The organism is Exiguobacterium sp. s161 (assembly GCF_018619045.1).
Lineage (GTDB): Bacteria > Bacillota > Bacilli > Exiguobacteriales > Exiguobacteriaceae > Exiguobacterium_A > Exiguobacterium_A indicum.
This window is the reverse complement of the sequence record NZ_JACSNH010000004.1, coordinates 138,477-158,567: the sequence shown is the minus strand read 5'-3', so window position 1 is coordinate 158,567 and position 20,091 is coordinate 138,477. Positions and strand designations below refer to the sequence as shown.

Below are 20,091 nucleotides of genomic sequence, written 5' to 3'. Positions count from 1 at the left end.
CCACTTCTGATGCGCTTTTATTCTTACAATCACAAGACAATCTCTTGCAATCACAACGTAATCCAACTCATTTCAATCAAGTACACTTCACTTTTACCATTGTCAGACAATTTATTAAATCTACAATCACTTCCGTATTAAGATTTATTAAGATTTCGTAAAGACGCTTCATAAATGTATTCTTTTACAATACCGTCTGCTACAATCGAACTCGTGAAGTTACTTCACTATTCTATTCTTGTTCTTAATATGGAGGCAGAAGAAATGTTTAGTAAAAAACAAGATCCATTCGCAGTGAAATTATCCGAAATCGCAGGACACTTAAAAACGACTTCGCAATTCTTCGTTGACTTTAAAATCAACGGCATCGCGGATGTAAAAGAATTTGCACATAAAGTAAAAGACTTCGAAACAGCTGGGGACGATTTGATGCACCAGTTGATCATCGACTTAAACAATGCGTTCATCACGCCGATCGACCGTGAAGACTTACTCGCACTTGCTAACGCACTTGATGACGTCTTAGACGGTTTTGAAGAATGTTCAGCGATCTTCGAAATCTACAATATCGTTCAAGCAGACGAGCACATGATCAAGTTCGTCGATGAAATCAACATCGCTGTCACAGAACTCGCGATGTCAATGGATCTTCTTGTTGCACGTAAATTGCAACCGATGCGTGAACACGTCATCAAAATCAAAGAACAAGAGACGATTTGTGATAACCTACGCCGTAAATCGATCAAAGCATTGTTCGCAACAGAAACAGATCCAATTAAAATCATCCAATATAAAGAAATCTATGAATCGCTCGAATCAATCGCGGACTACTGCCAAGATGCAGCTAACGTCATTGAAACGATCATCATGAAAAACGCTTAAGTGAGGAGCTAACGAGATGGATAGCCTGTTTATCATCACCGCCATAATCGTGATTCTCGCACTTAGCTTCGACTTCATCAACGGTTTCCACGATACAGCGAACTCGATCGCGACTTCGGTGTCGACTCGTGCGTTGAAACCACGTCATGCCATCATCTTGGCTGCATCGATGAACTTCCTAGGTGCAATCACGTTCACTGGAGTCGCAAAAACGATCTCTGGTGACATCGTTGACCCGTCAACACTTGAACATGGTAGCTACGTCGTTATCGCTGCCTTGATTTCAGCCATTGCCTGGAACCTTTTGACTTGGTACTTCGGTATTCCGTCAAGTTCTTCGCATACACTGATCGGTTCGATTGCTGGTGCTGCTGTTGCCTCTGTCGGATTCGGAGGAATCGAAGCAAAAGGCTTCTTGAAAATCGTTCAAGCCTTGCTCATTTCACCAGTGCTCGCATTCACACTCGGTTTCATCGTTTATGCAATCTTTAAAGTCATCTTCAAAAAAGGAAACTTGGCGAAGACGAATCGTCGCTTCCGTCATGTTCAAATTGCAACCGCTGCTTTGCAGTCGTATACACACGGTACGAACGACGCACAAAAAGCGATGGGGATCATCACGCTTGCTTTGATCTCATCTGGTTATCAAACAGATCACGAAGTTGCGACTTGGGTTAAACTCTCATGTGCGATCGCAATGGGTCTCGGAACATCTGTAGGTGGATGGCGGATCATCAAGACCGTCGGTGGTCAAATCATGAAAATCCGTCCGGTCAACGGGGTTGCAGCTGACTTAACATCAGCAGCGATCATCTTTGGAGCGACAGCGATTCATCTTCCGGTTTCGACGACACACGTCATCTCTTCTGCCATCTTGGGTGTAGGTACATCACACCGTAAGAAAGGTGTAAAGTGGGGAACAGCACAGCGCATGCTCATCACATGGGTCATCACATTGCCAATTTCGATGGCTTTCGCTGCCTTGATCTACTATATTCTCGACTTCTTATTCATTAAATAAGTACTTGCCCCGCCTACTCAAAACAGGTGGGGTTTTGTGTACGTTAGAAGCGTCGATAGTTGTTGTTTTTCCCATAATTCGCTATGATGAAGAACAAGAAGGATTGTCTATTTCTTTAGGAGGAATGCCCCATGACAAAACGTAAAGCCTTAACGATTGCTGGTTCCGACACGAGCGGTGGAGCTGGTATTCAAGCTGATTTGAAAACATTCCAAGAACTTGGTGTCTATGGAATGAATGCTTTGACGGTCATCGTCGCCCAAGACCCTGATCACTCTTGGCACCATGCGGTTTACCCAATCGACACAGAACTCGTCCGGACACAAATCCACACGGTCCTTGGAGGTATTGGTGTTGATGCGATGAAGACGGGTATGCTCCCGACTGTCGAAATCATTGAAGCCGTTGCTGAGAAAATCAAATCATCCGGCGTTCAAAACGTCGTGATCGATCCTGTCATGGTCTGTAAAGGCGAAGACGAAGTGCTGAACCCTGATACAGCAAACGCACTTCGTGATGTCTTGACACCACTTGCGACGGTCGTCACACCGAACGTCTTCGAAGCCGGACAACTGTCGGGTCTTGGTAAAACACCAGCAACGATCGACGAGATGAAACTTGCAGCAGCGCGGATTCATGAAAAAGGTGCGCAATACGTTCTTGTCAAAGGTGGCAGCAAGATTGACCATCCACAAGCAGTTGACGTGCTTTATGACGGAAAAGAGTTTATCCTGATTGAGGACGAACGAATCGAGACACCGTACACGCACGGTGCTGGCTGCACGTACTCTGCAGCAATCACGGCCGAACTCGCAAAAGGTGCATCAGTAGAAGCTGCTGTCCGTACAGCAAAATCTTTCATCACTTCCGCGATTCGTCATTCATTCCGTTTGAATGAATACGTCGGACCAACTGATCACGCTGCATATCGTACAGTCCAGTCTTGATCCGCTTAAGAAGTCCGCGATATCCGCGGACTTCTTTCTGTATAGGAGAGGAGAAAAGTTTATGCAAGCCATTGATGTACAAGAAATACAGCGTTATATCGACGAACATGCGAATACACCGTTATATGTACACGTCGAGACGACGAACGGTGCTTACGCGACACACCAAGATCCAACTTTCCATAGCGCAGGGATGTTTTTCCGTAATGCGGAAATCACTTACGAACGTGGTCTGATCACAGGAAATGGACCTTACCGGATCGGTTTGAAACTTGCCCACGGCTGGTTATACGGTGAAGGATTGACTGACTTCGAATTTGCTGGGGAACAATTGTTGATTGCCGGTCACGATATCGAAGGACGTCTTGCAATTGCTTTTGAACTTAGCCCGACACCATTCGCTCAAGGTGCAGAGGAGGTAGACGCATGACACACGAAGATCATTTACTCGTCGTCTTCCCTCACCCGGATGACGAAGCTTTCAGTTCTGCCGGTACGATCATCGAACACGCTGAAAACCGTGGTCCTGTCACGTACGCTTGTCTGACACTTGGTGAGATGGGACGTAACATGGGACGTCCTGTCTTTACGAACCGTGAACAGCTCGCAACGATTCGTAAACGCGAGTTGATTGATGCTGCTGCAAAAATGAAGATTTCGGATCTCCAAATGTGGGGACTTCGTGATAAGACCGTTGAATTCGAGGATGAAGCAGCACTTGCTGACCGTATTCTTGCCTTGATTCAACAGATACAACCAACTCGTTTGATTTCGTTCTATCCGGGTTACGCGGTCCATCCCGATCATGAAGCGACAGCTCGCGCCGTCGTTCGTGCCCTTCGGATGATGGATCCTGCTGATCGCCCAGAGTTTCTTGCGGTCGCTTTCGCGAACAATACGAAAGAAGAGCTCGGGGAAGGAACGTTCATTCATGATGTCAGTGCCTATACGGATCAAAAGATCAAAGCACTCGAAGCGCATGCTTCACAAACAGGTGGTCTGATGAAAGTCATCTCGGAAGATTCGAACATTCGAGATCTACTCGTCAAAGAACGCTACTATCACTATCCACTTTAATCTTCTTGCAAGAGATGCGTACCGTCCGATCGACGATACGCATCTCTTTTTTTGTCTTCATCAGAAAACGTCGACTTTTTCAATGGCTTCTGCTAGTGTGAATAGTTGAGACTACGTCTCCGGAGTTCGTAACCTCCTCCGTTACAAAAACTAGGAATGGAAGTGTACATTATGAAAAACGAACGTGCTCTTGTCGTCTTTAGTGGCGGCCAAGACTCAACGACTTGTTTGTTTCAAGCACTGAAACAATACGAAGAAGTCGAAGTCGTGACGTTTAATTACGGACAACGTCATGCACAAGAACTCGAAGTCGCACGCGACATCGCCTCTGAGCTTGGTGTCAAACACCATGAGCTTGATCTCTCTCTTCTCAGTCAACTGACGAGTAACGCCTTGACTGACCACAGCCAAACCATCACGACGAATGAAGATGGTCTTCCTTCTACTTTTGTAGATGGACGAAATCACCTGTTTCTTTCGTTCGCAGCCGTCCTTGCGAAAGGACGCGGAATCCGTCATATCGTCACTGGCGTATGTGAAACGGACTTTTCCGGTTACCCTGACTGCCGTGATGCCTTCATCAAGTCACTCAACGTGACATTGAACCTTGCGATGGACTATCCATTCGTACTTCACACGCCACTCATGTGGCTCGACAAAAAAGAGACGTGGGCGCTTGCCGATTCGCTCGGTGCGTTTGATTTCGTTCGAAATCGCACGTTGACGTGTTACAACGGCGTCATTGGAGATGGTTGTGGCGAATGCCCAGCCTGTGAATTACGGAAAAATGGATTAGATGCATACATCAAGGAGGTTCAACACACATGACATTCAATTACGAAGCACCTGAAACGGTCGAGCGCCCGACTGGCGACTCGCTTATCTATACGAAATCCCGCGTCATGATCGTTAAAAAACTGACGTTCGACGCAGCACACCACCTATATGATTATGATGGAAAATGCCGTGCCCTTCACGGTCATACGTACCATGTCGATATGGGAATCAGTGGTTTTTTGGATCACCGCGGTATGACACTCGATTTTGGTGACCTCAAAAAAATCTTCAAAACACATCTCGAACCACTGTTGGATCACCGCTACCTGAATGAATCGTTACCATACATGAATACGACAGCTGAAAACATGGCAGCCTGGATTTTCGAGACGCTCGGACAACACCTTCCGGATGAGCGTGGACTTCGTGTCGAATTCGTCAAGCTCTATGAGACACCGACTGCTTTTGCTGAAGTCCGTCGTGAGTGGATGAACGAAGCATGAGTGCCTTAACGAAAACACCAAAAATTCCGGTTCTCGAGATTTTCGGACCAACATTTCAAGGAGAAGGACGATCGATTGGTCAAAAGACGATGTTCGTCCGGACCGGCGGTTGCGACTACTCCTGTTCGTGGTGTGACTCCGCCTTCACATGGGATGGTTCTGAAAAACCTGAACTCTTGACGGCAGAGACGATCATAGAACGCCTCGATACACTCGGCTCTTACGGACATGTCACGATTTCTGGTGGGAACCCGTTACTTCATGCATCAATCGGCACACTGGTTGCGGCACTAAAAGAACGAAACATCACGATGTCCGTCGAGACACAAGGCTCCTACTGGCAAAATTGGTTGCTTGATATCGATGACGTCACACTTAGCCCTAAACCACCTTCAAGTGGGATGAAGATTGATTTCGATCGCTTGGATGTCTTTTTTAAACGTTTACCGGAACAACAGCGCGCCGTCAAAATCGTTATCTTTAATGAGGAAGACCTCGATTTTGCGGCGATGATTTCTGAGCGATACGCTTTAAAAACGCTCTATCTCTCACTTGGAAATCCCGATCCGCACGAAGAAGGAACGATCGCTCCACGCATGCTACACGATTTAAAAACACTTTGGGAACGCGTCGCCCGTGATGAACGCTTCAATCATGCGCGCGTCCTACCACAACTACATGCCCTCGTTTTCGCGAACGATCGTGGCGTCTAAGGAGAAATGATTCATGCGACCTGAAGATTTAAACGACTTATCGTTACTCGGCCAAAAAGCCGTACCATATATTTTTGAATACCAACCTGAAGTTCTCGAAGCATTCCCGAATCGTCACCCAGAAAATGATTACTTCGTGAAATTCAACGCACCAGAGTTCACGAGTCTTTGTCCGATCACGAATCAACCGGACTTCGCAACGATTTACATCTCGTACATCCCAGACGAAAAACTCGTCGAATCAAAATCACTGAAGTTGTACTTATTCAGCTTCCGTAACCATGGTGATTTTCATGAGAACTGCATCAACGTCATCGGAAAAGATCTCGTGAAATTGATGGAACCTCGCTACCTTGAAGTATGGGGGAAATTCACGCCACGCGGTGGAATCTCGATTGATCCATACTACAATTACGGCAAGCCTGGTACAAAATACGAACAAATGGCAGAGCACCGTCTATTCAATCACGATCTCTATCCTGAAACGATCGATAATCGTTAAGACGACTAAAAGAGGAACAAGGGGAAATCCCTTTGTTCCTCTTTTTTAATGCTCATCAACTAGATGGAAGGTCGATCAAGGACGTGCTATCCTGCTGACGGATGACCTCAGGTGGCCAGATATGCCGAATTAAGTGATCCGAAGGGACATGTAAGACACGGGCCAGTCGCTCAATCATTGAAAATGAGGGATGGGCAATGCTACTTTCAATACGCTGGATCATCTCAGGTGTCGTCTCAGTTAACTCTGCTAATGTATTTTGATCTAACTGATGACGTTCTCGTAACGTACGAATCCGCTGTCCGTACTGTCCGATCGGTTGAATCCCTTCTTTCATCCGCTTCAAACATCCTTTCTTCTTTTAAAACTAGACAACGTTCACTGTAGTCTTATTCCCACTTTTTTTAAATCTGAATACCTTTCCGAACTATCAATTTTTAATCAAAATAAAATTTCAAATATTTTTCTTATAAAACACTAGCTTTTTAAAAAGTTATCGCTTACAATTCTATATGCAAACGGTTGCATTAATCGCTTACATTATTGCACTGTTCTTACACACATATTAGAGAAAAAGAGATAAAAAGGAGTGAATGATCTTGAAAAATGCTATTTCGTTCGATTTTTGGCAAAAACTCGGTAAAGCCTTGATGGTCGTCATCGCGGTTATGCCTGCTGCAGGAATCATGATCTCGGTCGGGAAACTGATCGGCATGTATGGAGGCGATATCGCGTTAATGCAAACGATTGCTCGAATCGTTGAAGATTTAGGTTGGGCCATCATTACGAACCTTCATGTCTTATTCGCCGTCGCGATTGGTGGGTCATGGGCAAAAGAACGTGCTGGTGGTGCGTTCGCAGCGTTACTCGCCTTCATTTTGATCAACCGCGTCACAGGAGCTATCTTCGGCGTCAACACTGACATGATCACGGATCCAAAAGCAACGGTCGATTCATTGCTTGGTTCTGAGCTCATCGTAAAAGATTATTTCACTTCAGTTTTAGGGGCACCGGCTCTCAACATGGGAGTATTCGTCGGAATCATCTCTGGTTTCCTTGGTGCCGTTCTCTTTAATAAATTTTATAACTTCAGTAAATTGCCAGATGCACTTGCATTCTTTAACGGAAAACGTTTTGTACCATTCGTCGTCATCGGTGGATCAGTCGTTGCAGCATTCGCCTTATCACTCGTTTGGCCGTTCGTTCAAGGCTTATTGAATGACTTCGGTCGCTGGATTGCCTCTTCACGTGATTCTGCACCGATCATTGCACCGTTCGTATACGGTACACTCGAGCGTCTATTACTTCCGTTCGGTCTCCATCACATGTTGACTGTCCCGATGAACTACACGGAACTCGGTGGAACGTACAAAATCCTGACAGGTGCTGCTCAAGGATCGACAGTTGCTGGTCAAGACCCGCTTTGGTTAGCTTGGATCACTGACCTTGTCAACTTGAAACAAGCCGGCAACACACAAGGATACAATGATTTGATCAACAGTGTCGTTCCTGCTCGTTTTAAAGAAGGACAAGTCGTCACATCACTTGCTTCATTGATCGGTATCGCTGTCGCAATGTATATGTCAGTTGATGAAGATAAGAAGAAAGCATACAAACCAGTCTTCTTATCTGCTGGACTTGCGGTCTTCTTGACAGGTGTCACGGAGCCAATCGAATTCATGTTCATGTTCATCGCTCCTGTTCTTTACGTCATCTATGCTGTACTAACAGGTGTTGCCTTCGCACTAGCAGATGTCATGCATCTTCGGATTCACGCATTCGGTGCGATCGAACTCTTGACGCGGATTCCATTGATTGCAAAAGCTGGATTAATTGGTGATTTAATTCGCTTCATCGGTGTCTGTGTGTTCTTCTTCTTCTTGAACTTCTTCACGTTCCGTTTCGTCATCAAGAAGTTCAACTATGCGACACCAGGTCGTAACGGGAACTATCTGGACGATATCAACGTATCTACAACTGAAGCTTCAGGTGAGGCTGCTGCGACATCAGCTCCTGCCGACGGTTCGCAAGCTTCACAAATCATCGATTTGCTTGGTGGACAGCAAAACATCGAGGACGTCGATGCCTGCATGACGCGTCTTCGTGTCACTGTCAAAGATCCAGCGCTTGTTGCAAAAGAAGCAGACTGGAAAGCAAACGGTGCACTTGGTCTGATCCTTAAGAACAATGGCGTGCAAGCCATCTACGGTCCAAAAGCCGATATCTTAAAATCAGATATCCAAGACCGGATCGGCGCATAAACCTGCGAGATTAGGGAACTACCTAAAGGTGAAGCTCTTTTATAAGAGTTTCACCTTTCTTATTTAAAAAATCAGGAGGACCACTCATGCGTCTACTCACATTAAATTGTCATTCGTGGCAGGAAGAACAGCCACTCGAAAAATTAAACCAGATCGTTCAACAAATTCTCGCTCAAGATTATGATGTCATCGCACTACAAGAATTGAGTCAATTGATGGACACACCGATCGTCTATGACGATGTGCGCAACGATAACTTTGCCTATTTGATCCAGCAAGCGTTAAAAGAACAAGGTCAAACCTACTCCCTCGTCTGGGATTTTGCTCATATCGGCTATGATAAGTATGAAGAAGGACTCGCTCTTTTGACGAAACATCCAATCCTAAAATCGGACAGTTATTATGTCAGCCGCAGTCAAGATACATTCGATTGGAAATCGCGAAAAATCGTCCGTGCGACAATCCAAGTCGACGGTACACCGATTACGTTCAATACATGCCATCTTGGCTGGTGGGCAGATGAAGTCGAACCGTTCCAGGAACAATTCAATCATTTGATGGCCCGGATGGATCCACTCGAATGGACATTCTTCCTCGGTGATTTCAACAACGATGCTTTAGAACGAAATACAGGTTATGACTATATGATGCAACGAGGATTACACGACGTCTTCCTACTAGCTAAGGAAACGGTCGGAATTGAGACGATCAATGGCAACATCGATGGATGGGAAGACAATCAACAAGGATTGCGGATCGATCTCGTCTTATCGAATCGGAAAATTGACGTCGAACGCGTCGGGGTCGTATTCGATGGGATTCACGGTCCCGTCGTTTCCGATCACTACGGTGTTGAGGTCGATATTCAGATTCAAAAAAATGAGCATTAAGTATTGACAACGCTTTCTTTTCTCCTTTAAGATGAAATCAAATCAATAGTGCGGATTGTGACAGTACGGCTGGCAAGACCGAAATGACACCTCGTTAGGAGAGGTGTTGTTCGGTCTTGCCTTTTTTTGTCTCATTCAGCACGTTTCATGAAAAAGGAGGACTTTTCCGATGGATTATCAACAAACTGCTAAACGTGTGCTCGAACTCGTCGGTGGACGCGAGAACATCATCACTGCTGCTCACTGCGCGACGCGTTTACGTCTTGTCTTGCATGATGAATCAAAGGTCGATCAAGCAGCACTTGAAGACTTAGATGGTGTCAGCGGCGCCTTCTCAAGTTCTGGTCAATACCAAATCATCTTTGGAACCGGTACCGTCAACAAAGTATTTGCTGCGTTTGCACCACTTGCCGGTGTAAAGGTCGATGGCGAGGAACCACTCGACGTTAAAAAGGCTGCATCGCAAAAATTAAATCCGTTCGCCCGTCTTGCCCGCTCGCTCTCGAACGTCTTCGTTCCACTCATTCCGGCAATCGTCGCAGCCGGTCTCTTGATGGGATTACTCGGTATGATCAAGGCCTTCGGTTGGGTTGACGGTGATTCACCGATCGTCCAACTACTGGATATGTTCTCGTCTTCTGCCTTCATCATCCTACCGATTCTAATCGGTTTCTCGGCAGCCCGTGAATTCGGTGCGAACCCGTACCTCGGTGCCGTCATCGGGGGAATCATGACACACCCGTCCCTCTTAAACCCTTGGACGCTCGGTAATAGTGATCCGGAAGTCATGAAGTTCCTCGGAATGAACATCGAGTTGATCGGTTATCAAGGAACGGTCTTCCCGGTTCTCTTAACCGTTTGGGTCATGGCAAAGATTGAACAACAAGTTCGGAAACGGACACCCGAGACGCTTGACTTACTCGTGACACCGTTCGTTACGGTTCTCGTCACTGGATTCCTGGCATTGATCGTCATTGGTCCGATCGGAACGTTACTCGGAAAAGGCATTTCATTCGTACTCGTCTTCTTCTATGAACAGTTCTCAGTCGTCGCCGGTCTTCTCTTCGGTGGACTTTATTCGACAATCGTCATCACAGGGATGCACCATAGTTTCCATGCGATTGAAGCAGGATTACTTGCAGATAAGAGTATCGGAAAGAACTTCCTCTTACCGATTTGGTCGATGGCGAATGTCGCTCAAGGTGGTGCCGGACTTGCCGTTTACTTCTTGACGAAGAACGTTAAACTCAAAGCACTCGCCCTACCGTCTGCGTTCTCAGCATTTCTCGGAATCACAGAACCCGTCATCTACGGTGTCAACTTACGTCTTGGAAAACCATTCATCGGTGGTGCCATTGGTGGTGCGATCGGTGGCGGTTATGTCGTCTTGACACAAGTCGCTGCGAACGCTTATGGATTAACTGGAATTCCGATGATTGCGATCGTCGCGCCACTCGGTGCGTCAAACTTGATCAACTATCTCGTCGGGTTCGCCATTGCAGTCGTCACTGCTTTCATCTCGACTGTCGTCTTGATGCGTCTCGATGCACGGAAACAAAAAGAAACGGACGTTGCTGCTTAATCCTTCATGCGACCAAACCGAGTCCTCAGGCTCGGTGGTCGCATTTGTCAGTTCGCAAAGCGCTGAAGTTCGCTTTATAATAAAAGAAAAGATCGGAAAGGAGGACGTCAGGCTGATTATTCATAAGATCCTCAATAACAATGCTGTTGTCGTCAAAGAAAATGGACAGGAACGCATCGTCATGGGACCAGGTATTGCTTTTGGAAAAAAGAAAAAAGATCCGATTCAAGCGACGAAGATCGAAAAAATGTTCATCCCTTCATTTGAAAATGCAGAACAGTTCAAAGAGATTCTGACAACGACACCACTTGAGATCATTGATTTATCGGAACGCATCATCTCACATGCAGAAGGTGAGCTCCAAACGCCGTTTCATGACTATATTCACGTCAGTCTGACGGACCACCTTGCTCATGCCGTACGATTAGCACGTGAACAACTCGTCGTGCATAATCGATTGGCAGAAGAGATTCGCCTTTTGTATGGACCGGAGTATGCGATTGGAGAATGGGCAGTTCTTGAGATTGAGCGTGCCTTACAAGTTACGCTACCGAAAGAAGAAGCTGCGAACATCGCGCTTCACTTATACAATGCACGCCAAACGCATCCGAATATGGCGACTGCTTTGCAGACGGTTACGTTACTCAATGAACTACGTGAACAGATCGAAGTCTTTTTTGGACAAACGATCGAGACCTCATCAATGACGTATTATCGTTTCTTTACGCACATGAAATTGGTCCTCGCCCGGATTGAACAAGGAGAAACCTTACACGACATGGATGATGTGATTTTATCTGCCGTCAAAACACGTTATGCTGAGGCTTATGCCTGTGCGAGTCAAATGGGCAATTGGTTGACTGTCGAACTCGATACACGTGTACCTGAATCAGAAATCGGCTATATGGCTTTACACATCGAACGGATTCGTCCGGATCTTGAAAGGAGTTCTACGTATGAAAATCTTTAGTTTAGGGGAAGCATTGATTGATTTGATTCCTCTTGATACTGAAAACATGACGTTTCAAAAAAATCCTGGAGGTGCTCCTGCCAATGTCTCTGTCGGACTCGCTCGATTAGGCGCTGATAGTTATTTTCTTGGAGCTGTCGGTGATGATTCGATGGGACACTTCTTGAAAGATACGTTACATCATTATGGTGTTCGTACCGATCATCTCGTCCACGATTCGACGCAAAAAACAGGACTTGTGCTCGTTACAAACGGTCAGGATGGAGAGCGGTCGTTCGAGTTCATCAACGCGGAGCGTGCTGATATGCAATTCCACGAAACACATGTACCGGAGGATTTCACGTCCGTCGATTTATTACACATCGGTTCGATCTCTTTGATTACTGGAGAATCCGTCAACGCGACACGAAAAGCCATCGCACGTGCAAAAGCGCACCAAGTACCAGTCTCTTACGATCCGAACTTACGAGAGTCGCTATGGCCGAATCTTGACGAAGCGCGGACGACGATCCGGTCTGTCCTACCGGATGCACAAATCGTCAAACTTGCTGAGGAAGAATTGACGTTTCTAACTGGACAAACGAATCTTGATGACGGGGCTGCTGAATTGTTAGCTGAATATCCGATTCGTCTTCTTGCCATCACGCGAGGAAGTGAAGGATCGATTCTCTATACGGATCGTGCGATGGCTGTCATCGATGCGATTACGGTCGACGCAATCGATACGACAGGAGCTGGAGATGCCTTCATGTCCGGTTTACTCTACCAGTGTGCGTTACGCGATTTTTCGTTTGATTGGTCTGAAGATGAACTTCGCGACATCGGTCGATTCGCAGCGATTTCAGGCGGACTTGCTGCTTCCGTCAAAGGAGCGATGGCTGCTTTGCCAACGCTCGACGAAGTCGCTCATCGCTTGAGTTGAATCGATAACTCAGTAGAAATAAGGATGGAGAGATTCCGGACCCAGTGCCAGAATCTCTCCATCCTTTTCATTTGATTGATGAGTCGTTTATTCACTAAGAGAATTGATTAAGGTGTATCGATAAATCGTTTGATTTCATCTAACGACTCGTCCTGTTGTTCTTTTGGCGTTAATGGGCTGCTGTTATCCCCTTTTTGTCGACCGTACATACCAAAGTTCGCATGGTTCCCTTGCTTGATTTCATGGAATACCGCATCTTTTCGAACGTCCTGTTTACTTTTTTCGATATCAGCGACTGGTAAGACACCATCTCGTCCACCATAAATCGTCAACGAGGGCACATCAATCGAATCAATCGGATAGGACGCGAGGAAAACGATCCCCTTAATTTTCGGATGTTGTTCGACGATCGTCGAAGCTGCGCTTCCACCGAGCGAATGCCCGATCAGATACCATTTTTTTACTTGGGGATAATCCTCGATGATATCGAGTCCTTCGCTTGAGTCAAGCAACGCAATCCGAAACGGTAGCTTTGGGATGACGACGAAGTGCCCGTCTTTCGCTAGTTGCTTGCCGTAATAACTGTAGGCCGTTGCATCAACTTTTGCCCCTTGATAAAAGATGAATCCAACGTCACTCGTCTTTTTTCCAAATGTCACTTCACGTGGTGTAGCTGTCTCCACGTAAGATATCGCTTGGGGAGATGCATCATAATCGAACTGCGCCCAGATCATGAAGGCAAATACGAGCAGTGCCAACAGCGCAGCAATCGTTCCAATGATTCTGATACTCCATTTTTTCATTTCATTCCCTCCCGTTACCGTTATACCCAATATTATGTGTTAAATCACATATGAAAACAAATATTAGAATTTTCAGTCATTGTAAGCATCCCTATCGCTTTTTCATGAATTGGTTTAAGATGAAACCAATATTGTTTTTTCGAAAGGAGATTCACGTTTTGCCGCGTACCCTTGTGTCTACGATTCAATGGTTTTTATTCATCATCTGTACTAACATTGCCCCGCCTCTTGCCATCGCAGCATCGTTTGAACTCTCGGGTGCCGAGACGCTTTCCTTCTTATCTCGTTGTCTATTCGTATTTGCCATCTTAAGTCTCTTTCAAGTCCTGCTCGGACACCGTCTACCGATCATGGAAGGTCCTGCTGGAATTTGGTGGGGTGTATTTGCCCTCTATTCGTCGATTGGTGTCACATTGTACGGCAGTTATTCAAACACTTTACAGTCGCTTGGATTCTTACTCCTACTCAGCGGCATCATCTGTATCGTCTTGACAATGACGGGTGTCTTACGGCGCTTAGTCCCTCTTTTTACACCGCAAGTCATCGGTGTCTACATGCTACTGCTGTCGGCACAACTGTCCGGATCCGTCATGAAAGGATTGCTCAATATCGAGGATGGACGAATTCAAGTATTACCTGCCGTCATCTCGATTCTGACGGTCTTGATCTCGCTTTATTTAGAACGAAGTGATCGCTTACGCCAGTACGCTTTATTAATCACGCTACTCGTCGGTTGGAGCATGTTTGCATTGATCGGTCGTGCTGAGATGCCAAGTTTCGATGGTCCACTGTTCACTTTACCGAGTTTATTGCCGTTCGGCGGTATTCATGTCGACTGGAGCTTATTACCGACAGCTCTCATCATCTCGTTGTTGTTAATGACGAACGTCTTAGCGAACATCAAGGTCATCGAACGGATCATCAGTGCCAAGCGTGGTGAAACCGTCAAAGGACAAGTCGGAACAGCTGGTATCACGGCTGGTATCGGGCAACTCTTCGCTGGTCTGTTCGGTACGGTCGGTCCTGTCGCCATTTCCGGAACAGCTGGTTTCATTGCCTCAACAGATAACACGGACCGCAAAGCGTTCGTCTATGCGAACATCACGTGCCTTTTCCTAAGTATCGTGACACCATTCGTCGGGTTGATCGCTAAAATCCCCGTCGCTGTCGGTTATGCGATGGTCGCACCGATTGTTGCCGGGATGGCGATCATCGGCGTCACGGAAGCAGCCCGCGACTTGAATCGTCAAACGGCGATGATCACGGTCGGTCTCCCGGTCCTCGTCGGCATCGGTGCGTTGTTACTACCAAAAGGGGCAACGGCCGATTTACCGCCACTCGTGACGACCTTGATGTCAAACGGTCTCGTCCTCGGAACATTGGTCGCCTTGCTTGCAGAAGGGTTACGCCATATTCGGACGAATGATTAATAAAAAGACGCTTTCTCGATTGAGAAAGCGTCTTTTTTCATGCATCAGCGAATACCGCGCATGTATTTTTGAAGTTTTGGTGCGAAAGCGAACAAGAGTAATCCGAAGATGACGGCAACGATACCTGTGATACCGAAGTACAAAATCTCCGTATCATTCGTGTAGTATTTAACGATTTGTGCGTTGACCGCTTGACCTGTTGCGTTCGTCAAGAACCACAGACTCATCGTTTGCGCCGAGAAGGCTGCCGGCGCCAATTTTGTTGTTGCCGATAGACCGACTGGTGACAAGAAGAGCTCACCGATGACGACGAGGAAGAAGCTTAGTGCAAGCCAGAGTGGACTAACTGACGTCTCCACACCGAACAGGATACCTGGTAGTGTCATGACGATGAACGAAAGTCCGGCGAACAGAAGACCAAACGAGAACTTTTGCATCGTCGTTGGTTGACGGTCACCGAGTTTGACCCAGAAGCTCGCAAAAACAGGTGCTAATACGATGATGAAGAGCGGATTCAACGATTGGAAGAATGCCGGTTGAATCTCAAATCCTAAGAATGAAAGGTTCGTCCGTTCACTTGCGAAGATGGAGAGGACGTATGAACCTTGTTCTTGGATTGCCCAGAAAATCGCTGCTGCGATGAACAACGGAATATACGCAATCAAACGTGAGCGCTCATCATCCGTGATCTTTGGACTACGAAGCATGACTGTGAAGTAAGCGATCGGAATCAAGATCCCGAGAATCGTGACCATTAAAGTAAAACGAGAAATCGTCAACAGTCCTGTCATCGATGCAACGACACCGAGTACAGCAATCACGACGACAACGATTGATGCGATCGTGATGAAACGTTTTTTCTCGTCCCCTTTTAATGGGTTCAAGACGTACGTACCCGCTTGACCAAGGTTTTTCTTTTTCGTCAAGACGAAGACGACAAGTCCTGCGAACATCCCGATGGCAGCGAGTGCGAAACCAGCGTGATATCCACCGCGGTCAGCCACTTCACCGACGACGAGTGGTGAGAGGAATGCACCAGCGTTGATCCCCATGTAGAAGATACTAAAACCAGCATCGCGACGGTTATCCGTCTTGCTGTACAAGTCACCGACGATATTCGATACGTTCGGTTTCAAGAAACCAGTACCGATGACGATGAGTCCCATCGAGATGAAGAGGGCTGTAATGCCTGCTGGTAAAGCAAGGACGATATGCCCTAGCATGATCAAGATACCACCATAGAAGACGGTGCGTGACGTACCGAGTAAACGGTCAGCTACCCATCCCCCAATGATCCCTGACATGTAGACGAGCGAACCATAAACGGCCATGATTGACGCAGCTGTCGTCTTATCGATACCTAGACCACCGTTGGCAACTGAATCGTACATGTAGAAGATAAGGATGGCACGCATGCCATAGTAGGAGAAACGCTCCCAAAACTCAGTGAAGAAGAGGGTGAACAACCCTTTCGGATTCCCGAAGAATCCTTTTTGCGGAACGGTCTTGTAGACCTGATCGCGATCAAACTCTGCCATATGATCGGCTCCTTTCATCAATCCTAAATAAGTGCATAATCCATCATCTTTTCCCGCTTTCCCCAAACGATAAGCGTGACGAAACAGATAGGATACGAATACACTGTTTTGCCTGAATTGTCTCACTTCTTTTTTTATATATGAGACAGCACTTTACCATTCAACCGCAAATCATTTGATGAGTCAAATATTATTTACGTTACAAGAATAACAAAAAGAGCAGTCGACTACTCGACTGCTCAGGATTGCATCTGTTTCGATTCAATGATTGTAATTCCAGGCGGTGCATGTAACGTTTCACGGATCATCGCCGCAGCGACTTGACCAGCTTCGATCGGAGCAATGGCACTCCGCTTCAACAAGGGGCGTAAAACCGTCGAAATTTTCGCAGCCGCTTGTTCGCCTAAGCGGAATTCATCTCGATCCCCTAGCAACAATGACGGTCTAAAAATCAATAACGCGTCATATCCGAGTACACGTAATCCGTTTTCCGTGTCCCCTTTTACGCGATTGTAGAAGGTTTTCGCATTCGGATGGGCACCGAGCGCCGAAATCAAGGCAAATCGTGTCGCCCCGAGGTCTAACAATTCACGACCAAGTTCAATCGGATATGTGTAGTCAACCTGACGAAATGCCTCTTGCGATCCTGCTTGTTTGATCGTCGTGCCCAGTGCACAATAGACATGGTCGACGACAGGTAGTTCAATTTCTGTCACACGATCAAAATCAATCACCCATTCTTCCAATTTCGGATGAAAACGGCGCATCGGGCGGCGAACGAGAACATGTACCTCGCTATACGCATCTTCTGCCAACAAACGATCGACGAGTTCTTGTCCGACTAGACCAGATGCTCCTAAAATTGCTGCTCTCATACGTTTCTCCCTCCTTCATGCTGTCGACCAATTGGTACGAAATAGGAACGGTTTCCGGTAATCCGTTCTCCGGCACGTACACCAATCGCACTTGGTCTTCCTCCTAAAATAAAGACACCATACATATACGCGACTTCTCCCTCTTCCTGAAGTGAGTACGTCGGTAATTCTTGATACGCTTGATAAACAGCCGGTTGATCACGAAACGTATGCTGTTCATTCTTTAGCATGATATGTCCTTGTCCATCATAGACCGTCACGGTATCTCCTTCACGCCCGAAGATTGGTTTTTTAACGAATGATCGCTGGCTTGAAATGAATGGATCAGCGGATAAGTACGTCGGTAAAAAGTAACGCGTAATCGTCATATGGTCCGTTTCGCTCAAGTACGGATGATTGGCTTCATGCAACATCCAGATCAATGCAAGAACCGACTTAGCTTGCATTAAAAAGGCAGACGGTGGATTGATGATTTCGAGTCGACCCGTCTCGACGAGTTGCAGGAGTAATTGCCCTAAATTTCTTCCGTCCTCATCCCGGTCAAGTAAGGCCATCTCGATCGGAAAGGTTTGACGATATAAGATATCGATTCTTTTACCAGCCTCATCGTACAGACCTTCTTCCGGACGAATCTCTAATGCATGAAGTGGACAATAGGTCGCATCACTCCAAAACGACTGCAAATACTCAGCTGTCAATCGATCCTCGATGTGGTCACCATGTGAGGTGAAGACGACATGCGGATGCTGTTTCGTCCGATGTATCGCGGCTTCGATCGCACGACGGACAGTTGCCTTCAGCCATTTGTTTTCCCCATCGTTGACCCGTTCAAAACCTTGTTTTTCCGCTACGACATCATTGACTTCAAATACTTCTTTAATGAAAGTCGGCGTATCCGCGTTCCATTCCATGAGTGAGATACGATCTGCCGTCGCAATGAAATCAAAGCGTCCGATGACGGTCAACGGTCGCATCGTCTCGAGTCGTAAAAAAGCGAGACTTTCAACTGGAAAGCCCAGCTCGAGCAGTGCCTCATCATCCATCGATCGAAGAATCGGAAGTACTTTTTCAAATATCTTGTAAACTTCTTGCGCCGCGATATGCAGTTGGTCGATTCGTTCTTCCGAGATGGGCATGATTTCCGTCACAGCGTACGGTTCCCCGTCTAGCACATCCCAAAAATGATCGATGTCTCCGTAAAAGGTTTGTCGTCTATTCATCCGCCGAAAAAGCCGGAAGATGAGCCTGTTCCGAATCCCTTTGTCTTCGTGTTATAACTCTTTACTTCTTTTGATTTCGGCGTATACCCTTTCGTTCGCATCGCACTATGCATCAAGGCACGTGATGCGAAATAACTACCACCCCAGTAATAGTATCCTGAATGGGTTGATGAACTATCATCACAGTACCAAACGCCTTCATCATTATCATACTCATAGTCATCACAATCCGGATCATCTGGTCGTTCCGCTCGTGCATCATCCGATCCACACCCACTCAGTGTCGTTCCGATCAACAGTGTTGCAGCTAGTGTAGCTTGTTTCATCCAATTCACCGTCTCAGTCCCCTTTCCTTTTACTCTCGTTATGGATAGTATACGCTTTTTTGGAGAGAAAAGTTTCTTTGTTCTGTCGGAACTTTTTTTCCTTCAATGTGGTAATAGTATCTATAGAACGAAAAGGAGGATTTACGCATGTCACTTGCCTACTACGTTGAAGAAAATGGTGAATTCCATCCGATCTATCAATATGATCGTTATGCGATTGAACCGGAAGAGATCATCGCCCACCAACTCTGCGAATTTCATATCATCGAAGGACATCAATACGAGCTTCGTTCCAATGAGATGGCAGGTGATTACGATCAATTGATTGTCGATCATATCAAGGCATCACCGCGTGCGAAAGAAGAACGCGTTTATCCACCGCATCAAATTCATATCGAGTTCAGACAGTATTTATCTGACAGCGCGCAACCGCTCTTAAAGACATCAACGGTTCCGAATCATGTTCAAGCGATGCGTTTTTTAATTAAGGACAAAATTGAAGTCGAAGGACACGGTGTGTTTGAGCGTGACAGCTGTGAAATCGATATCGACCGAAATTGTTACGTCGTCTATCTTGCCGATACACTTTGAGATGTAAAATCAGGTCTCTTCATTTCCAAGAGACGTTTTTTTTGGCATACTAGAAAGTAAGAACGAATCAATCGAGGTGAACGAACATGAGTGAACAACCAAAAAAACTATCATTGCAAGAGGCAATGATCGAACGCTTGAAAGCAAAAAAACAAGCACAAACAAAACGTCCGACTGGCTTACAAGGAACACAAACGAAACAATTGACGAGCCAACAGACGAAAAAAGCAAACAACCAGAAAAAACGGACAGGCGTCTAAG

At 46.3% G+C, this 20,091-nt stretch carries 23 protein-coding genes; 17 read left to right on the top strand and 6 right to left on the bottom strand.

The genetic code is table 11. From position 1 onward, the window contains the following. Window positions 1-264: 264 nt before the first annotated feature. The 9 genes from KNQ14_RS12000 (at window position 265) to queF (ending at window position 6,422) form a co-directional block, all read left to right on the top strand. Window positions 265-882, top strand: coding sequence for a DUF47 domain-containing protein (locus KNQ14_RS12000; RefSeq protein ID WP_023469718.1), 618 nt, complete (start codon window positions 265-267; stop codon window positions 880-882). Between the two features lie 16 nt (window positions 883-898). Then, on the top strand, window positions 899-1,903 hold the full coding sequence (locus KNQ14_RS11995; RefSeq protein WP_023469719.1) for an inorganic phosphate transporter: 1,005 nt from the start codon (window positions 899-901) through the stop codon (window positions 1,901-1,903). 131 nt (window positions 1,904-2,034) lie between these two features. After that, complete coding sequence (gene pdxK, locus KNQ14_RS11990) at window positions 2,035-2,850, top strand: pyridoxine/pyridoxal/pyridoxamine kinase (protein WP_214861148.1); 816 nt, start codon at window positions 2,035-2,037, stop codon at window positions 2,848-2,850. A 61-nt stretch (window positions 2,851-2,911) separates the two neighbouring features. Further along, entirely contained in the window at window positions 2,912-3,280 is a 369-nt protein-coding gene (locus KNQ14_RS11985) for a YojF family protein (protein WP_023469721.1), read from the top strand. Then, complete coding sequence (gene bshB2 / locus KNQ14_RS11980) at window positions 3,277-3,927, top strand: bacillithiol biosynthesis deacetylase BshB2 (protein ID WP_214861147.1); 651 nt, start codon at window positions 3,277-3,279, stop codon at window positions 3,925-3,927. The genes KNQ14_RS11985 and bshB2 overlap by 4 nt, the downstream gene beginning before the upstream one ends. 171 nt (window positions 3,928-4,098) lie before the next feature. Then, a complete protein-coding gene (gene queC, locus KNQ14_RS11975) occupies window positions 4,099-4,755 on the top strand; it encodes a 7-cyano-7-deazaguanine synthase QueC (RefSeq protein ID WP_023469723.1) in 657 nt (218 codons plus the stop codon). Then, the gene (queD, locus tag KNQ14_RS11970; RefSeq protein ID WP_023469724.1) at window positions 4,752-5,207 is read left to right on the top strand and encodes a 6-carboxytetrahydropterin synthase QueD; all 456 of its coding nucleotides are present in this window, start codon (window positions 4,752-4,754) and stop codon (window positions 5,205-5,207) included. The genes queC and queD overlap by 4 nt, the downstream gene beginning before the upstream one ends. Further along, window positions 5,204-5,920: a 7-carboxy-7-deazaguanine synthase QueE gene (queE, locus tag KNQ14_RS11965; RefSeq protein WP_214729113.1), complete on the top strand. Its 717-nt coding sequence runs from the start codon at window positions 5,204-5,206 to the stop codon at window positions 5,918-5,920. Before queD ends, queE begins: the two co-directional genes overlap by 4 nt. 13 nt (window positions 5,921-5,933) lie before the next feature. Beyond that, the gene (queF, locus tag KNQ14_RS11960) at window positions 5,934-6,422 is read left to right on the top strand and encodes a preQ(1) synthase (RefSeq protein WP_023469726.1); all 489 of its coding nucleotides are present in this window, start codon (window positions 5,934-5,936) and stop codon (window positions 6,420-6,422) included. 55 nt (window positions 6,423-6,477) lie between these two features. Here the strand turns inward: queF and KNQ14_RS11955 are convergent, their stop codons facing one another. Then, window positions 6,478-6,759 carry a helix-turn-helix domain-containing protein gene (locus tag KNQ14_RS11955; RefSeq protein ID WP_075642904.1) on the bottom strand — a complete coding sequence of 94 codons (282 nt, stop codon included), beginning with the start codon at window positions 6,757-6,759 and terminating at the stop codon, window positions 6,478-6,480. 313 nt (window positions 6,760-7,072) lie between these two features. On the opposite strand from KNQ14_RS11955, the gene KNQ14_RS11950 reads away from it, so the two are divergent. From KNQ14_RS11950 to KNQ14_RS11930, 5 genes are all read left to right on the top strand, one after another. Next, window positions 7,073-8,683, top strand: a complete 1,611-nt coding sequence (locus KNQ14_RS11950) for a PTS transporter subunit IIBC (RefSeq protein ID WP_251138397.1) — start codon at window positions 7,073-7,075, stop codon at window positions 8,681-8,683. Window positions 8,684-8,769: 86 nt separating this feature from the next. Beyond that, on the top strand, window positions 8,770-9,573 hold the full coding sequence (locus KNQ14_RS11945) for an endonuclease/exonuclease/phosphatase family protein (RefSeq protein ID WP_214861146.1): 804 nt from the start codon (window positions 8,770-8,772) through the stop codon (window positions 9,571-9,573). A 169-nt stretch (window positions 9,574-9,742) separates the two neighbouring features. Then, window positions 9,743-11,155, top strand: a complete 1,413-nt coding sequence (locus tag KNQ14_RS11940; RefSeq protein ID WP_023469730.1) for a sucrose-specific PTS transporter subunit IIBC — start codon at window positions 9,743-9,745, stop codon at window positions 11,153-11,155. A 76-nt stretch (window positions 11,156-11,231) separates the two neighbouring features. After that, on the top strand, window positions 11,232-12,125 hold the full coding sequence (locus KNQ14_RS11935; protein WP_323679827.1) for a PRD domain-containing protein: 894 nt from the start codon (window positions 11,232-11,234) through the stop codon (window positions 12,123-12,125). Beyond that, on the top strand, window positions 12,112-13,047 hold the full coding sequence (locus KNQ14_RS11930; protein ID WP_214725133.1) for a carbohydrate kinase family protein: 936 nt from the start codon (window positions 12,112-12,114) through the stop codon (window positions 13,045-13,047). The genes KNQ14_RS11935 and KNQ14_RS11930 overlap by 14 nt, the downstream gene beginning before the upstream one ends. Window positions 13,048-13,154: 107 nt before the next feature. Here the strand turns inward: KNQ14_RS11930 and KNQ14_RS11925 are convergent, their stop codons facing one another. After that, the gene (locus KNQ14_RS11925; protein WP_214748757.1) at window positions 13,155-13,850 is read right to left on the bottom strand and encodes an alpha/beta hydrolase; all 696 of its coding nucleotides are present in this window, start codon (window positions 13,848-13,850) and stop codon (window positions 13,155-13,157) included. 173 nt (window positions 13,851-14,023) lie between these two features. Between KNQ14_RS11925 and KNQ14_RS11920 the strand changes: the two genes are divergently transcribed. Continuing rightward, entirely contained in the window at window positions 14,024-15,280 is a 1,257-nt protein-coding gene (locus KNQ14_RS11920; protein ID WP_231681714.1) for a purine/pyrimidine permease, read from the top strand. Window positions 15,281-15,324: 44 nt separating this feature from the next. Here the strand turns inward: KNQ14_RS11920 and KNQ14_RS11915 are convergent, their stop codons facing one another. From KNQ14_RS11915 to KNQ14_RS11900, 4 genes are all read right to left on the bottom strand, one after another. After that, window positions 15,325-16,818 (bottom strand): peptide MFS transporter, encoded by a 1,494-nt coding sequence (locus tag KNQ14_RS11915; protein ID WP_047390672.1) that lies wholly within the window; start codon window positions 16,816-16,818, stop codon window positions 15,325-15,327. Window positions 16,819-17,057: 239 nt separating this feature from the next. After that, on the bottom strand, window positions 17,058-17,693 hold the full coding sequence (locus KNQ14_RS11910) for a Rossmann-fold NAD(P)-binding domain-containing protein (protein ID WP_023469736.1): 636 nt from the start codon (window positions 17,691-17,693) through the stop codon (window positions 17,058-17,060). Next, entirely contained in the window at window positions 17,690-18,913 is a 1,224-nt protein-coding gene (locus KNQ14_RS11905; protein WP_214748760.1) for a glutathionylspermidine synthase family protein, read from the bottom strand. The genes KNQ14_RS11910 and KNQ14_RS11905 overlap by 4 nt, the downstream gene beginning before the upstream one ends. Beyond that, on the bottom strand, window positions 18,910-19,239 hold the full coding sequence (locus KNQ14_RS11900; RefSeq protein ID WP_035395686.1) for a hypothetical protein: 330 nt from the start codon (window positions 19,237-19,239) through the stop codon (window positions 18,910-18,912). Before KNQ14_RS11900 ends, KNQ14_RS11905 begins: the two co-directional genes overlap by 4 nt. A gap of 147 nt (window positions 19,240-19,386) precedes the next feature. Between KNQ14_RS11900 and KNQ14_RS11895 the strand changes: the two genes are divergently transcribed. Beyond that, entirely contained in the window at window positions 19,387-19,830 is a 444-nt protein-coding gene (locus tag KNQ14_RS11895; RefSeq protein ID WP_214861144.1) for a hypothetical protein, read from the top strand. Between the two features lie 86 nt (window positions 19,831-19,916). Next, the gene (locus tag KNQ14_RS11890; protein ID WP_023469740.1) at window positions 19,917-20,090 is read left to right on the top strand and encodes a hypothetical protein; all 174 of its coding nucleotides are present in this window, start codon (window positions 19,917-19,919) and stop codon (window positions 20,088-20,090) included. Window position 20,091 lies beyond the last annotated feature (1 nt).